Here is a 14,428-nt window from a genome sequence, read left to right as displayed (position 1 = left end):
CCGTCCAAAAAGGACGGGCGGGACGCCCATCCCACAATAACAATTAAAATTGTAAGTTATTTAATTCGCGATCCTTACTACAAGATTGTGTGTACTTCATGAACCTGGAAGAGGCTGTATCTGAAATGTTGCACCATTCTCAATAAGCCTTTTATGAACAGGCTTTTCTGCCTGTTCCACAACAAAATTCACTCTTTGCGGAACAGGCAGAAAAGCCTGTTAACCGAGAATGGTGCTCTGGGCGTGAGTTAGATCGGAGATATTGCGTCAAGAATTGACATCGAATATAAGCATCGACAACAAGGCTATTGACGACGCGGTAATGCCGTTTCCCTACCCCCAAAATAATTCATCGCCGTGTTAGTAACAATATCTTCCGTCTTTAGCTGTGCGTTGTCTTTGAGAGATGCGCTTATGTCCTAAAATAGTAGAGATTATGACACACCGTTCACTATTTTTTAAATGGGGATGGAATAGTGTTATTCTCCCTTTTGCTTGTAGGTTTGTTTGGCCGCACTCGTCGGTACTGTTATAAACAGCGCAACCTCTGAAGTTGAACATGGCTCGCCGAATTGTTTTGGTTCCTGTGGCTTTGTTGTTTTCATTGACGTTGAGCAATGTTGTTTCCGATTCTCCTTTGTCGTTTATGGCTGTATGTATTTGAATTTGCGGTTCTAGGCTTTTCCATTGACTGGCTGCTACTTGACCGGGGGGAATGTCGGCTGGATGGACTGCTACTTGTACGTTTTCTCCTACTTGTTTGAAGCTGGCTTGCCATGAAATTTTGGATCGTTTGGCGTTGCTGCGGGCAAGTTCCATTGCCCAATAAGCTCGATCGAGCGATACCTTTAAACGGTGGTTGTTGATAAACATTAGCCAAGAGGGGGCGACGATCGCACAAAATATTCCTATGATTAAAATAATTATCAATAGCTCAATCATGGTAAAACCTGGGGCAGGTGTAGTGGCTCTGCCTTTGAGCGTTTTATTTATTGACACGTAGATGCACTCCCTGATATTTAGCTGGCCCAAAAAACAGCTAGGACGAGCTATTTTTTATTGGCTATATTTTAACTTTGGGTTTGGCGAGTGTGTAGATCGGTATTTACTGAAAATTTATGCGACTTTAAAAAAACTGGGGGTAAGAAAACGGCAGTCAGGAAACGGTAGTGCCGTTTCCCTACAGCAATTTTGTCGATCGCCCGATCGCACGGATCGGATGTAACGATCGCCGGATTTGTAGGGAAACCGCACTACCGTGCCCTGCTTTCGGGTAATATCGTTTTCCCTGACCCGGAATTTCAAAGGTGGTACCGGCCACGTGATTTATCCGTGGAATCAATCCCAAATCTCAAATCGAAAATCCTCAAGAAAGAGCATTTATCCGTGGGGTCGCCTCTAAAATCTAAAATCTAAAATCTAAAATCGATTGACCAGCAGTGCGTCAGCCCTAAAATAGTTACGATCTCGATCATCAAATAAGAATTACTTGCATTAATATAGTAAAGCACTGACTATAGATGGCTGTGGATGCACCATCGTGTCAATTACCAGATGAAAAAATCTATCATTATAGAACAATGAGCATTTCTCGGCGTATTTTTCTTGCCAGCGGTACAGCAATGGCTGTCGTGGCCGTGGGGGAACTAAGCAAAAAAGCCCCTGTCGCAGCCCAAACCGGGACTCTCAACCTTTATTCAGCACGTCACTACGATACTGATAATGAGTTGTACCAAAGCTTCACCAAAAAAACTGGGATCAAGGTTAACCTCGTTGAAGCGGATGCTGACCAACTAATTGAACGGATCAGAAGTGAAGGTGCAAATAGCCCCGCTGATGTTTTCATCACGGTGGATGGTGGGCGTTTGTGGCGGGCAAAACAAGCAGGTATTCTGCAACCTGTGTCTTCAACAGTCCTGACATCGGCAATTCCAGCAAGTTTGCGAGATCCTCAAGGTTTCTGGTTTGGTCTATCGCGCCGGGCACGGGTGATTGTTTATAACAAAAGCAAGGTGAACCCTACCCAGTTGTCAACCTATGAGGCGCTGACAGAACCTCGGTGGAAAGGCAAAGTTTTAGTGCGATCGTCCACTAATATCTATAATCAATCTCTGGTTGGGGCTATGTTAGCAGCTCATGGAGCTCAAAAAACAGAAGCTTGGGCGCGAGGATTGGTGGCTAATTTTGCGCGTCCTCCAGAGGGAAATGATACAGCGCAAATCAAGGCTGTTGCTGATGGGGTAGGCGATATTGCCATTGTTAATACCTATTATGTAGCTCGCTTAATGAAATCGAAAGATCCAGCAGAAAAAGCGATCGCGGCGAAAGTAGGTGTATTTTTCCCGAACCAGCGCGATCGCGGTACCCACGTCAATATTAGTGGTGGAGGTGTAGTCAAAACCTCCCGTAACAAAGCAGGCGCGACCAAATTCTTGGAACACCTAGCCAGTCCCGAAGCGCAACAAATTTTTGCTAGGAGTAATAACGAATACCCTGTGATTTCAGGTGTGGCGATCGATCCTGTAGTGGCAAGTTTTGGTACATTCAAATCTGACCCTCTCAACCCTGATGTGTATGGGAAAAATAACCCCGAAGCTTTAAAGGTTGCCGATCGGGCCGGATGGAAATAGAGGCTTTTTGAACAAAAAGCTACTCTTTGTGATTCGGCGGTTGAAACCGCCGAATCCCATCAACTTTAATTTTTAATTTTACCATCCGGCATTATAGCGCCTTTGAGGTTTGCCCCTGTCAGGTTTGCCCCTGTCAAATCAGCACTATTTAAGTCAGTTTCACTTAAATCGGCATTACTAAGATTGGCATTATTCAGTTTTGCCCCTCGCAAAAAAGCCCCCTTGAGATTTGCATTACTCAAATCAGCATTTGTGAGATCGGCCGAAAATAAACCTGCTTTTTCCAGAGAAGCACCTTTTAAATTTGCACCTTTGAGATTGACGCTATCGAGTAAGGCTTCATTAAGTTTGACCTTTTCTAGCATTGCACCTTCCAACTTAGCACCATTGAGATTAGCGTTTGTTAAATCCATGTCACTTAACTTGGTATCAGTCAGGTCACATCCTGGACATTGCTTAGTTTTTTGTAATGTTTCGAGGGGACCCGCCGCCTGTTTTTGACATCCAAAGGTGACAAAAATAGTAAGTAGTAACAAGGAAATTGTGCCAGTAGTGCGGGTAAACATTGCTGAATTTTTATTAATCATCTTGATTTTCAAAGGAATAATGGCAACAGTTAACAGTTAACTGTTAACTGTTAACTCGGTTGAAGAATTGCGCGATCGCGCAATTTTCCAACTTAATAAAATAACCGGTAACATCCCCACTAAAACAATTGCCAATGCTGGGCCAGAAGCTTCAGCCAATCGCTCATCTGAGGCAAGTTGATAAGTTCGCACAGCCAAAGTATCAAAGTTAAAAGGTCTAATAATTATAGTAGCAGGTAACTCTTTCATGACATCAACGAATACTAACATCATAGCAGTTAGTAAACCTCCCGTCATCATAGGTGTATGAACTGTAACTAAAGTTTGCATCGGGCTATAACCCAAACTTCTAGCCGCATCATCTAAATTAGGCTTAATTTTGCTCAAACTTGACTCTACCGCATTTAAAGAAACAGCAAGGAAGCGAACTATATAAGCAAATACCAAAGCTGCGATCGTACCACTTAACAACAAGCCTGTAGAAATTCCCCAGTTTTCACGCATCCAACTATCAAATAGATTGTCAAATTTTCCAATGGGAACCATAATCCCCACTGCAATCACAGAACCAGGTACAGCATAGCCCATTGCCGCAACTCTCGTTCCAAACTGCACTCCTAAATTAGGGTATAACCGTAAGCCATAAGCCATAATCAAGGCAATAACTACGGCCAAAATTGCTGTCAGGGTGGCTAAAATTAAACTATGACGGGCAAATATCCAAAAGCGTTCATCTAAAGTGAGTTGCCAATTAGCTAAGGTCAACTTTACTAAAAGACCCGCTGGCAATAAAAAACCAAAAAACAGCGGTATCAAACAAGCAATTACCGCTAAAATTTCCCTAATTCCTTTAAGCTGATAAGTCTGTAATTGGCGATAGCGGCTGCTAGCTTGATAATATTTAGTCCGACTGCGCGACCAGCGTTCTAGTAAAATTAAACCCAGAACAAATAATAATAGCAGGGCAGCTAATTGATTGGCAGCAATTCGTTCTCCCATGCCAAACCAAGTCCGATAAATACCTGTGGTAAAAGTATCAACTCCAAAATACTGAACAGTTCCATAATCGTTGAGAGTTTCCATCAAAGCCAGTGCTAAACCTGCAACAATTGCAGGTCTAGCCATTGGTAAGGCAACTGTAATAAAACTCCGCCAAGGGCTACAGCCAAGTATTCTACTAGCTTCTAGGGTACAAGTGGATTGCTCCAAAAATGCAACTCGTGTTAATAGGTAGACGTAGGGATATAAAACTAAGATTAGCATTAAGATTGCTCCAGGGAGCGATCGCACGTTAGGAAACCAATAGTCTCCATAACTCCAGCCAAAAATATAACGCACAGCAGTTTGAACTGGGCCGGAAAATTCTAAAAAGTCTGTATAAATATAAGCTAGGACATAAGCTGGGGCCGCTAAGGGTAACAGTAATGCCCATTCAAATACGCGACTGGCCCGAAAGCGACACATTGTTACTAGCCACGCACATCCTACGCCAATCACGATAACACCAAAGCCTACACCGATCATTAACAATAAAGAGTTGATGATATAACGGGTTAAAACTGTATCGGTTAAATGTTGCCATGTATCTTTAGCTTCAAAAAAGATACTGGATAAGACACTGATGACTGGTATGGCGATCGGCAATGCTAAAGCGATAACCGCAAGTGTCCACCCACTAGCGGATAAACCGCGTAAGGTCGATAGCCATTGGATTGTCCTGATTCCTGTTTGCTGTAGTGATTTTTGGGAATTTTTCATCGCTAGTAAAAAGTCTAGTTTGCTAGTTTATCAGTAGTTGTAAACATTTGTCAAGCCTTTATGATAATTAATCTCACTAAACTGGTATATTGTAGAATAGTAAGTTGTTGATTATTTATAGCAATAATGGCTCGACCGATAATTCTGCATTTGGATGGTGTAACAAAACAGTATTCCCAAGCAGCATCACCTGCGGTGGCATCTGTCACCCTGACCTTACATCAAGGAGATATACTGGGGTTGTTGGGGCCATCGGGTTGTGGGAAAACAACGTTGCTGCGGTTAATTGCGGGTTTTGAACAGCTACAAGCAGGGACGATCGCCCTAGCAGGAAAAACTGTAGCGAGTGTTAATATGTCAGTCGCGCCGGAACAGCGAGACATTGGTATGGTGTTTCAAGACTATGCACTCTTCCCCCATTTGACAGTCGCGAAAAATGTAGCTTTTGGCTTGACACATCAAGGAAAAGAGTCAAAGCATAATATTCAGAAAGGTGTCACCGAAGCATTAGCGCTGGTGGGATTAGAAGGGTTGGAAAACCGTTATCCCCATGAATTATCCGGGGGTCAGCAACAGCGAGTGGCGCTGGCCCGTGCTTTAGCGCCTAGACCTGCGATTATTTTACTAGATGAACCGTTGAGTAATTTAGATGTACAAGTACGGTTAAGATTGCGTCAGGAAGTCCGCGAGATTCTCAAAGCAACGGGAACCTCTGGTGTATTTGTCACCCACGATCGCGAAGAAGCACTTTCGATTTCAGATTGGGTAGCGGTGATGCGTCAAGGCAAATTAGAACAGTTTGGCACTCCAGAGGAAGTTTATCAAGAACCAGCATCTCGATTTGTGGCTGAGTTTGTGACGCAAGCTAATTTTGTGTCTGCATCGCTGAAGCAGGATTTTTGGGAAACAGAAGTAGGTTGTTTTGCTGTTAAACGAGATTCATGTTCACAAGTTCCCTGTGATGTTTCTACTCAAGGAGAATTGATGATCCGGCAGGAAGACTTGAGTTTATACTTAGATGAAGATTCGGCTGTTGTGGTTTGCGATCGCCAATTTTTAGGCAGAGAAAATCGTTATTGTTTAAAGACTCCTTCGGGCGAAAAGTTATATGCACTCACAACCACAGGGAATGTTTTTCCCATTGGTTCTAAAGTTCGGTTATCTTGTGGTGATAATTCTCCCTTAGCTTTCTTTGTCGGTAAGCCTAGGCCATAGCTAATGGCTAATTGCTAATAGGGGAAAAATCCTCCCCCTCTTCCCATCTCCCCCTCTTCCTTCTTCCTTATACTGTCTGATACGTTTTCTCTCTATCGCTGTTGTCAGGGAAGAGGGTAGTCACAATATCCTCTGCTTTTATACCCGCTGCAATCAGCGCTTGGCTTAGACCTTCCTCGAAGTTATCTTCTTCAATTACAACTTGATTATCGACTAAACGAGCATGAAACAGAATCGTGTCAATCCAGCGCTGTTTATCCCAGCCTGTAGCGAGAATCAGAAAGTGACCAGAATCGACATCACAGACGGGGTAAAGCTGGATCGCCTGTAAACGCGGTTGGGCGCGAGTTGCTTCTTGCAGGGTTTTTTTGAGGATGTCTGCATAGCTTAGTGAGTTATCCATTGGAGAATCACCTCTTGACTTGGTTCGTAAACTAATAAGTTAATTTTATTTCGCTGGACGGCTAACTGAAAAATCGGTTTTTGAAAGTGTTTAATGTAGATGGCTTGGCTCACAGCTAAAAACAACTGACGCTCCGGCTCTTGCCCTTCCAATGCCCATTGGTAAAGCTGAAGCTGTCCCATCGTTTTTTCCAGTTCACTGATGACTGAGGGTGAATCGAAGTCTTTGATTTCAACAGCGATTTTCTGCCCTTCTTTTTCCGCAGTAAAAAACTTTTCTGCTCCTAAGTCGGCTTTCAAAAGTGTCTGTTCTAACACTAAGACTAAAGGATCGTCCGTAATTGTCCACCCGTCTTTTTCGAGGGTGCGACGTAGAGAGAAGTGTAAATTATCGCGTCTAGACATTCGACATTCGAGAATTGAGGTTAGGAAAGATAAGCAGGGACTTTTTGAACTCCTATGTCTTGCAGATATCGCTTATTATGATATAGGGTAACACATCTGCGATACAATTTAAGTTATACGTCATATAAAACTGGTAGGGAGTTTAAATGGCAAGGCAACCAATTGTTCTCAATGGAATAGAGTTCAAATTCCAGAAAGATGCTATTGAACACTTCAGAAATATGTTGGAGCGCTATCGAAATGGTCAAAGCATAGCAGGTGATGATCACGATATGTTACTAGCTCTTCTGGAGCGCCATCCTGAAGCAGATAAAAAGATTGGATGTGGTATAAAACGTTTGTACAAATATAGAACCGATATGCCGACAAGTTGCTTTTGGATAGAAAGAACAGATGGATCTAAAACAGATTTTTCTTATCGCACAGCGATTTCTGCTAAAGGAAAGTCTCTTTATCAAGATTTTTTAGAAGCCTGCCGTGCCGCTGTTCAAGATGATCTTCGGCTAACTAAAAAAATATTCTTTGAAAAGTTTGCCGATCAGGATGGAAGAGTTGAATGCGATATTACTGGTGATAAAGTAGCTATTTATGAGAGCCATCTTGACCATAAAAAGCCCTTGACATTTCAGGTTCTTGTGAACACTTTTATTGGCGCTAATGATATTGAAATAAAACCTGAAATGTTGTTAATGTCCCAGGATGCCCAGTTTCAAACAACTATGATTGATCAAGAGTTAAAGGATAAGTTTCGACGATATCATCATAAAATGGCGCAGCTTAGGGTTATTAAAGCGGAACAAAATCTTAGTCTTGGCGGCTCGGAGAGAATTCGGAAGAGCCGTAATCCTGTATTGATTCCTAATGAACTTGTAGGTGACTGACGTATCACATCTCTGTGGGAGTGGATTGACTCAGATTTCTGGTGCATCGCGAATTTTTCTGGCAGCCACTCAACAGAAATGTTACATTTTTTACCGACAGGTGAAATGCGATCGCCTACAACCTCTTCCCCTCGCCCGCCTTATTTCCCTAAAGCCTCAAAAAATACAGCAACCACCAAGGCTAAAATCAGATCTGGATCGATCGCCAATATGCCGCCAACCCCGTCAGCAAAAAATTCCCCTCGCTATCCCACCAGCCTAACCATTGCTGAGTCTGATTTTGATAACTGCCGAACCATAGGCCCAATTTTACTCCTATAAGTTCGATCGGCTAGTGAAGGAAAGGATATTACAAAATAAAAGCCTTTCATCCCCAGACTAAAGTCACCGGGATGAAAGGCTTTTGCACGTTTTGACCAGCCTTCAATCTTGTTGGTTTGACAGATTTAAGCTAATTGTATTCAAATGAAAGTATGTTAATTTTCGGACTTCTGTCCTTGCGATTCTCGCACAGCCACTTCTGAATCCGGCTGAGTGAGAGCCATTTCTAGAGATTTTGCAATCTCGACTGACTCAGGAGTACGCTTAGAAAATCCCCAGACAAACATCAAGACGATACTGGAAACTAGCAGCCATTGCGGAGGAACTAAATCGGGATTAATTACTTTCACCAACAACCGCATTCCCACGAACCCAACTGTGATGTAACCAGCACTTTCTAGGTGAACGAACTCATCCAGCCAGCGGATGAACAACCCGGCCATGAATCGCAGGGCAATAATTCCAATAGTAGCGCCTGTTACGACGATAAAAGTGTTATCAGAAACAGCGATCGCAGTAGTAACGCTATCCAATGAAAACGCTAAATCCGTAAAAGCAATCATGGGAATTGCTTGCCACACAGAGGCAAATCTGGGCCCGTGATGTTCTCCTTCGGAGTCTGTCTCTGAAGTAAAATGTTGGAAAACAAGCCACAGCAGGTAGAGAGCACCAAGCAGTTCAAACTGCCAGTATTGGATCACCCAAGTAGCCGTTAAAATGAGGGCTATCCGCAGTACAAAAGCAATTATCAAACCCAAGTTGAGAGCTCTTTGCTGATCCTTGGCATCTTCCAAACCTTTAGAAATAGACGCCAGGGCGATCGCGTTGTCAGCCGAAAGTACAGCCTCCAAAGCCACCAAAACCAACAATAATAAAAAGCCGTCAACTCCAAAATTGGGTGAAGCGTCGAGAAATTGATCTATCATTAACTATTTTGTGCACCTAAGATTGCCAAGGATCGAGCGCAGCACAAATTACCCGCTCTGTCTAACATTAGTGTCACCTTCACGTGAACTACCAGACGCTGACCACTTCATTGGTACAGCGCTGGCTTCCTGATTCAACGGGAATAGCGTCCAACAAAACCGAAGTTTTGCCAGATCGACTTACATCCCCTCCACAGGCAGAAGCGCTAGTTCCTAACGCCAAAATCCGCAAGGCTTCATTTCTAATGTTGAGGGCTGCATTTACATCACGGTCATGATGAGTACCACAATGTTTACAAGTCCATGCCCTAACATCAAGAGTGAGATGCTCAACTTGATTTAGGCAGGCATGACAAGTTTTTGAGCTAGGAAACCATCGATCAATCTCAATGTATTGTTTACCTTCACTTTGGGCCTTGTACTTAAGCATTGTGCAGAACATACCCCAGCCAACATCACTAATGGCTTTGGCTAAATTATGATTCTTGACCATGCCTTTGATATTGAGATTTTCTACTGCAATAACTTGGTTTTCGTTAACTATCTTGCGGGATAGCTTTTGTAGAAAATCTTCCCGGCATCGGGCAATCTTGGAGTGAACTTTTGCCACCGCCCGTCTTGCCTTTTTCCTGTTTTGACTGCCTTTCTTTTTGCGATCGAGCTTTTGTTGTTTACGTTTTAAGTTTCGTTGACGTTTGACGAAATACTTGGGATTGCCGAACTTAGAACCATCACTGGTAATCGCAAAATGAGTTAACCCTACGTCAATGCCAATAGCTTTATCTGCTGGGACTAACTCAGGCTGTTCTTTCCCATCGTCAATCAAAACAGAAACAAAATGTTTACCGTCCGGGTTGCGAGATACGGTAACGGTCTTGATATCGCCCTGAAAATCACGATGTCGCCGACAGAAAACTAAACCAATCTTAGGTAGGTTGATATAGTCACCGTCGAATTTGACATTTTGAGGGTAGCTGATCGACTGCCTGCCATGCTTGGCTTTGAACTTGGGCAGCATCGCCCTCTTGTCAAAGAAGTTTTTGTAGGCAGTAGATAAATTCAATGCAACCACCTGCAAGCATTGAGAATAAGGTTCTTTTAACCATTCGTATTCTTTTTTGAGTGCAGGGAGCAAGCCTTGTATGTATGCCCTAGATAGTCCTTTGCCAGTATTCTTGTAAGTTTCTTGACATAGATTCAAAGCATAGTTCCAGAACCATCTCGCACAGCCAAAAGACTTTGCCAGCAAGACATCTTGCTCATCTGTCGGATAAATTCTGTACTTGTAAGCTTTATACATTTATCAAGGTTGCAGAATACCGATAAAATTATCATAGCGCACAAAAAGGATATTGATTCGCTCTCGCTCAATTTATTTTCGGGCTGCGTTTTCATCCCGACGCTCACCTTCGGTAGAGCGCAAGACTTCCCATTCGCATTAGTTAAATCTTAACCTAACGCGGTAATTCTGTGGGAGACGATCGTCCGAACAACGTCCCAAGGAAGCAGTCCCAGGAAACAAGGAAAAATTCTCCCCCTCCGACACTCAAAAACAGCGCCACTGCGCCACTGCGCCACTAGGCCACTCCTCCCCGGAGGCAGCATTTGTGTTGCAAGTTGTAACAAATGATTCCCAAAAGCGCCAATTTGTCTCAAATTGGTGAAAGCTCGTCCCCGCGAAAAGGAGTTTTGCGAATATGTCTTTAACAGATACCCAAGTCTACGTAGCGCTCGTAATTGCTTTGATTCCCGGAATCTTGGCTTTCCGGTTGTCAACTGAACTGTACAAATAGTTTCCAGACACCAGTTGCGAACCGCAAAACGCCTGCCTGAGCAGTTAAATCTCTCGCATTACAGATACAGACAATTGCTGCCCCAGTGCAGTAGATTGTTTGTGTTCCGCAAGACGAGACTGCAAGGGCAGGCATTTTTATGGGAAAATTCCGTCTTAAGGCGTCACCTTTGTCTCAACAATTTTGGCTGTCAGCACCCTGACAAACAGCGACGAGTGTGCGTTAAGCTCAGAATTTGCTCTTGTGAACTCTAAAACGTCAGTCTCAGGTATTTGAAAAAAAATTATGCAAGCGATTCAACCCACCGTTACCCCACTGCGTCCTGTAAAAAACTCCCCTCGGGTTACTCCTCGTCGCAGCAGCAGCCGCCAGCGTTCCTACCCTCACCAAACCCTCGCGGCCGAAACAGGGGTCAAGTTGGCAGTCAACATGGTACTTTCAGTCTGTGCCACTTCTGCTTTGCTTCAGCTTTGGCCTCACTACCGGGCGGTGCAAGAAAAATTGCACGAAATCCAAGCAGAAGTCAATCTTACCCAAGGGCGAGTAAATCAGTCGCGATCGGACTTTAACCGCTACTTTGACCCTAGTCTTGCTAAAACTGTGATGCAAGAGCAAAGCAACCAAGCTGACCCGCAGCAGCGTCAGGTAATTTTGCAAGAAGCCGAGGTGCCCGAAGCCGAGGAATCAACCCCGCAACCTTAAGGGAACGGCTGTTTTGGGTTTTGATATCACGTCCGATGTGCATCATTCTTGTATGTCATTGGTTCGCACAGCGAAGAATGACAGATGAATCTGTCGGACTTGATATCACTTTTGAATAAAAGAGTTTTTTTGATGATTCTTGTCTGTCGTGGCGAAGCAAACGCAGAGACAGACAGACCTGCGTATTGTCACCTATTGCAATCTCAAAACTTCAAACTCAGGCTTATACTGACTTTGCCAGCACGGTTTTTTCTTTCAGTAGTTGCAGTGCAGCTTGATATTGCAAGTCTGCTGCGGTGCCGATTTGATCGCGCGCGATGGGTTCCAAAGGCACTACGCGATCGGGCGCAATCCCCAGCTTGTTAATATCTTTATGGTTCGGTGTCTCGTACTTAGCAACAGTCACGGCCAACCCAGAACCGTCAGACAAATCAAACAGCGACTGAATCAGTCCTTTGCCAAAAGTCTTTTCTCCTACCAGTTGAGCTCTGCCGTTATCTTGCAGCGCACCCGCCAAAATTTCGCTAGCACTGGCAGTTCCCTTGTTCACCAAAACAATCAGCGGATCGTTAGTTAGGGCTTGTCCAGAGGCTTCAAAACTTCCGAGAATGCCTTGTCTGTTCACCGTGTAGACGATCGTCCCGGAATCGAGCCACAGGCGGGCAATTTCAATCCCTGCTTGCAACAGTCCGCCCGGGTTGTTCCGCAGGTCGAGAATGTAGGCGGCGGCTCCTTGTTTTTCCAAGCGGTCGATCGCGTGAGCGACTTCTTCAGTGGCGTTAGCGCTGAATTGACTCAAGCGAATGTAGCCCACCGCTAAATTCTCCGACCCCGACTGCAATTCCGCGTAAACCGGATTCAGAGCAATGCGATCGCGCACTAGCTCAATGTCCTCAGCAACGTCCCTTCCCTCGCGCCCCAAGGTCAAGGTAACGGGAGTGCCGATGCGGCCGCGCATTCGAGTTGCAGCCTCGTCTAGGCTCAATTCTGAGGTAGGAGTGCCGTCAATTTTCAGAATGCGATCGAGGGGTTGGATGCCAGCTTTATCCGCCGGTGAGCCGGCCAAAGGAGCCACCACAGTCAGGGTATTTGTCTGGGGGTCGATCGCAATTTGCAGCCCCACACCCGTCAATTCTCCCGAAGTGTTGACCTGCAAACTGCGGTACTGTTCGGGTTTCAGTAGTCGAGTGAAGGGGTCGTCGAGATTCGCCAGCATCCCCTGAATCGCCGTGTAAGTCTGCTGTCTGTCGTTAAGCGGTTGCTTGACAGCTTTTTGGCGAATCGACCACCAGTTTTGAGAGTTAAAGCTGTCGTCCACATATGAGCGATTGACAATTCGCCAAGCTTCGCTCAATAGCTGCTGTTCAGGAGTCAGCGCCGCGGCAGGCTGCGCCCACCCACCTAGAACTAGGACGACTTGGAGGCAAAGTACAATAGCAATCTGGAAAACTCGTCTGTGCATGATTTTTCTGTAAAATACCAGTAAGTATTACATTTTATGTATTTTACGTTTGTACGCTCGGAACGCTGTTGCAGATTTAACTCAGATTTGTTTCCCGACGGTCAGTCCCGAAGGCACTCGGATGCTTAGAAGAATCCTCGCCGTTATACGGCGAGGAGTTGTCAACTACAAAATAGCAACTCGTCCAGTCGGTGCCAGCTATGTCCCCACAGAAACCACTAATTCTTGATTTTGCCAAGACAGACGCGATGAAAGTGATTCTCCCGCGCCCCGCAATCCTGTCGAGTCACGGCACAAAGTGGCAAGGAATTCATGTCGAATATCACTCTCAGCCGCCAAACGAATGTCCCGAACACTGTCTCGAACAGCACACGGTTGGCTTGATGCTCAATTCAGCCACACTAAAAGGAACACTGAACGGGAAAAACTGCGGTAGCGAATCGTGGCAAAGTGGGCAGATGTTCATCGCTGCTGCTGGTACTTATTTCCAGTCAGTTGCAGCAGCAGACTATGAATTTATGGCGATCGCTCTTGAACCTACCGACTTCGACAATACAGTTGGCGAATCGATCAATTCAAATTCCATTGAAATTATACCGCAATGGCAAACCCGCGATCCGTTGATTAGCGGAATTGCCTGGGCTCTCAAAACCGAACTGGAATCAGGCGGATTAAACGGTACTCTTTATGTCGATGCACTAAAAAACGCGCTTTCACTGCACATACTGCACCGCTATGGCGCGAAAAAACCGAACCTGCGAGATGTTGGAGGCGGTCTTGACCCCGGTCAATTGCAATTAGTTATTCATTACATTAATGAATTCATAAACCGAGATTTGCACTTAAGTGAACTTGCTAATTTAGTGAACATTAGTTCTTATCATTTCAGCCGTATGTTTAAACAATCGACTGGATTAACCCCCCATCAGTACGTGACCCAGTGCCGAATTGAAAAAGCAAAACAGTTGTTGAAAAAACCGAAGTTATCAATAAAATATATCTCCCAGCAAGTGGGATTTCACGACCAAAGTCACTTTAGTAAGACATTCTGCAAAATTGTCGGTTTGACTCCTAAGCAATATCGCGATCGGCTTTAACAAAACTCAAGCCTCTGTCACATTAAAAGCAGTTTGTAGTTGCAAAGTATTTTCGCATAGGGCTTGCGGGGGTTCAGAAACCGGGTTTTTTAGCCGATCGGGAAACCTGTGTATTTTGGTACAAAACCCGGTTTCTTTGGTATCTAGGCGTAAGTTTTGTCGTATAAAAACCCCAGCCCGCCGGCGCTGTTACAATTCTTCATCAAATAGGGATAAATTCCGCAAGAAAATTATATTTTTCGCAAGTTT

At 44.5% G+C, this 14,428-nt stretch carries 15 protein-coding genes and 1 pseudogene; 6 read left to right on the top strand and 10 right to left on the bottom strand.

What is annotated here, in order from left to right:
* Window positions 1–360: 360 nt before the first annotated feature.
* A complete protein-coding gene (locus QUB10_RS21340; RefSeq protein ID WP_333205300.1) occupies window positions 361–999 on the bottom strand; it encodes a transcriptional regulator in 639 nt (212 codons plus the stop codon).
* 181 nt (window positions 1,000–1,180) lie between these two features.
* Window positions 1,181–1,321: a hypothetical protein gene (locus QUB10_RS21335; RefSeq protein WP_333149913.1), complete on the bottom strand. Its 141-nt coding sequence runs from the start codon at window positions 1,319–1,321 to the stop codon at window positions 1,181–1,183.
* Between the two features lie 259 nt (window positions 1,322–1,580).
* Between QUB10_RS21335 and QUB10_RS21330 the strand changes: the two genes are divergently transcribed.
* Window positions 1,581–2,630 carry a Fe(3+) ABC transporter substrate-binding protein gene (locus QUB10_RS21330; RefSeq protein WP_333205299.1) on the top strand — a complete coding sequence of 350 codons (1,050 nt, stop codon included), beginning with the start codon at window positions 1,581–1,583 and terminating at the stop codon, window positions 2,628–2,630.
* Between the two features lie 65 nt (window positions 2,631–2,695).
* On the opposite strand, the gene QUB10_RS21325 is transcribed toward QUB10_RS21330, so the two are convergent.
* Window positions 2,696–3,217: a pentapeptide repeat-containing protein gene (locus tag QUB10_RS21325; RefSeq protein ID WP_333205298.1), complete on the bottom strand. Its 522-nt coding sequence runs from the start codon at window positions 3,215–3,217 to the stop codon at window positions 2,696–2,698.
* 36 nt (window positions 3,218–3,253) lie between these two features.
* Window positions 3,254–4,975, bottom strand: a complete 1,722-nt coding sequence (locus QUB10_RS21320; RefSeq protein WP_333205297.1) for an iron ABC transporter permease — start codon at window positions 4,973–4,975, stop codon at window positions 3,254–3,256.
* Between the two features lie 126 nt (window positions 4,976–5,101).
* Here QUB10_RS21320 and QUB10_RS21315 point away from each other — a divergent pair, with 126 nt between their 5' ends.
* Window positions 5,102–6,190, top strand: a complete 1,089-nt coding sequence (locus QUB10_RS21315) for an ABC transporter ATP-binding protein (protein ID WP_333205296.1) — start codon at window positions 5,102–5,104, stop codon at window positions 6,188–6,190.
* Window positions 6,191–6,257: 67 nt separating this feature from the next.
* Here QUB10_RS21315 and QUB10_RS21310 read toward each other — a convergent pair whose 3' ends face one another.
* Together QUB10_RS21310 and QUB10_RS21305 are read right to left on the bottom strand one after the other, a co-directional pair.
* Window positions 6,258–6,593 (bottom strand): element excision factor XisI family protein, encoded by a 336-nt coding sequence (locus QUB10_RS21310; protein ID WP_333205295.1) that lies wholly within the window; start codon window positions 6,591–6,593, stop codon window positions 6,258–6,260.
* Window positions 6,578–6,997: a XisH family protein gene (locus QUB10_RS21305; RefSeq protein ID WP_333157103.1), complete on the bottom strand. Its 420-nt coding sequence runs from the start codon at window positions 6,995–6,997 to the stop codon at window positions 6,578–6,580. The genes QUB10_RS21310 and QUB10_RS21305 overlap by 16 nt, the downstream gene beginning before the upstream one ends.
* Window positions 6,998–7,143: 146 nt before the next feature.
* On the opposite strand from QUB10_RS21305, the gene QUB10_RS21300 reads away from it, so the two are divergent.
* The gene (locus QUB10_RS21300) at window positions 7,144–7,878 is read left to right on the top strand and encodes a DCL family protein (RefSeq protein WP_333157102.1); all 735 of its coding nucleotides are present in this window, start codon (window positions 7,144–7,146) and stop codon (window positions 7,876–7,878) included.
* 220 nt (window positions 7,879–8,098) lie between these two features.
* Here the strand turns inward: QUB10_RS21300 and QUB10_RS21295 are convergent.
* The 3 genes and pseudogenes from QUB10_RS21295 to tnpB all read right to left on the bottom strand — a co-directional run.
* Window positions 8,099–8,206, bottom strand: a pseudogene (locus QUB10_RS21295) (Uma2 family endonuclease); the annotation flags it as partial.
* Between the two features lie 148 nt (window positions 8,207–8,354).
* The gene (locus QUB10_RS21290; RefSeq protein ID WP_333205294.1) at window positions 8,355–9,125 is read right to left on the bottom strand and encodes a TerC family protein; all 771 of its coding nucleotides are present in this window, start codon (window positions 9,123–9,125) and stop codon (window positions 8,355–8,357) included.
* Window positions 9,126–9,213: 88 nt separating this feature from the next.
* Complete coding sequence (gene tnpB, locus QUB10_RS21285) at window positions 9,214–10,425, bottom strand: IS200/IS605 family element RNA-guided endonuclease TnpB (RefSeq protein ID WP_333205293.1); 1,212 nt, start codon at window positions 10,423–10,425, stop codon at window positions 9,214–9,216.
* 397 nt (window positions 10,426–10,822) lie between these two features.
* Here tnpB and psaM point away from each other — a divergent pair, with 397 nt between their 5' ends.
* Both psaM and QUB10_RS21275 read left to right on the top strand, forming a co-directional pair.
* Window positions 10,823–10,918, top strand: a complete 96-nt coding sequence (gene psaM / locus QUB10_RS21280; protein WP_015174804.1) for a photosystem I reaction center subunit XII — start codon at window positions 10,823–10,825, stop codon at window positions 10,916–10,918.
* Window positions 10,919–11,203: 285 nt separating this feature from the next.
* Window positions 11,204–11,620 (top strand): slr1601 family putative cell division protein, encoded by a 417-nt coding sequence (locus QUB10_RS21275; RefSeq protein ID WP_333205292.1) that lies wholly within the window; start codon window positions 11,204–11,206, stop codon window positions 11,618–11,620.
* A gap of 223 nt (window positions 11,621–11,843) precedes the next feature.
* Here the strand turns inward: QUB10_RS21275 and ctpA are convergent, their stop codons facing one another.
* Window positions 11,844–13,082 carry a carboxyl-terminal processing protease CtpA gene (gene ctpA, locus QUB10_RS21270; RefSeq protein WP_333205291.1) on the bottom strand — a complete coding sequence of 413 codons (1,239 nt, stop codon included), beginning with the start codon at window positions 13,080–13,082 and terminating at the stop codon, window positions 11,844–11,846.
* 200 nt (window positions 13,083–13,282) lie between these two features.
* Here ctpA and QUB10_RS21265 point away from each other — a divergent pair, with 200 nt between their 5' ends.
* Window positions 13,283–14,179, top strand: coding sequence for an AraC family transcriptional regulator (locus tag QUB10_RS21265; RefSeq protein ID WP_333205290.1), 897 nt, complete (start codon window positions 13,283–13,285; stop codon window positions 14,177–14,179).
* Window positions 14,180–14,428 lie beyond the last annotated feature (249 nt).

It is taken from the genome of Microcoleus sp. B5-D4 (assembly GCF_036705145.1).
GTDB lineage: Bacteria > Cyanobacteriota > Cyanobacteriia > Cyanobacteriales > Microcoleaceae > Microcoleus.
The sequence above is the reverse complement of the archived record's forward strand: the minus strand, read 5'-3'. Positions and strand labels throughout refer to the sequence as shown.

Bases quoted from the DNA above. Each gene is read 5' to 3' on its own strand.
- QUB10_RS21330 (WP_333205299.1), top strand. From the start codon at position 1,581: ATGAGCATTTCTCGGCGTATTTTTCTTGCCAGCGGTACAGCAATGGCT.
- QUB10_RS21325 (WP_333205298.1), bottom strand. From the start codon at position 3,217: ATGATTAATAAAAATTCAGCAATGTTTACCCGCACTACTGGCACAATT.
- QUB10_RS21320 (WP_333205297.1), bottom strand. From the start codon at position 4,975: ATGAAAAATTCCCAAAAATCACTACAGCAAACAGGAATCAGGACAATC.
- QUB10_RS21315 (WP_333205296.1), top strand. From the start codon at position 5,102: ATGGCTCGACCGATAATTCTGCATTTGGATGGTGTAACAAAACAGTAT.
- QUB10_RS21310 (WP_333205295.1), bottom strand. From the start codon at position 6,593: ATGGATAACTCACTAAGCTATGCAGACATCCTCAAAAAAACCCTGCAA.
- QUB10_RS21305 (WP_333157103.1), bottom strand. From the start codon at position 6,997: ATGTCTAGACGCGATAATTTACACTTCTCTCTACGTCGCACCCTCGAA.
- QUB10_RS21300 (WP_333157102.1), top strand. From the start codon at position 7,144: ATGGCAAGGCAACCAATTGTTCTCAATGGAATAGAGTTCAAATTCCAG.
- QUB10_RS21290 (WP_333205294.1), bottom strand. From the start codon at position 9,125: ATGATAGATCAATTTCTCGACGCTTCACCCAATTTTGGAGTTGACGGC.
- tnpB (WP_333205293.1), bottom strand. From the start codon at position 10,425: ATGTATAAAGCTTACAAGTACAGAATTTATCCGACAGATGAGCAAGAT.
- psaM (WP_015174804.1), top strand. From the start codon at position 10,823: ATGTCTTTAACAGATACCCAAGTCTACGTAGCGCTCGTAATTGCTTTG.
- QUB10_RS21275 (WP_333205292.1), top strand. From the start codon at position 11,204: ATGCAAGCGATTCAACCCACCGTTACCCCACTGCGTCCTGTAAAAAAC.
- ctpA (WP_333205291.1), bottom strand. From the start codon at position 13,082: ATGCACAGACGAGTTTTCCAGATTGCTATTGTACTTTGCCTCCAAGTC.
- QUB10_RS21265 (WP_333205290.1), top strand. From the start codon at position 13,283: ATGTCCCCACAGAAACCACTAATTCTTGATTTTGCCAAGACAGACGCG.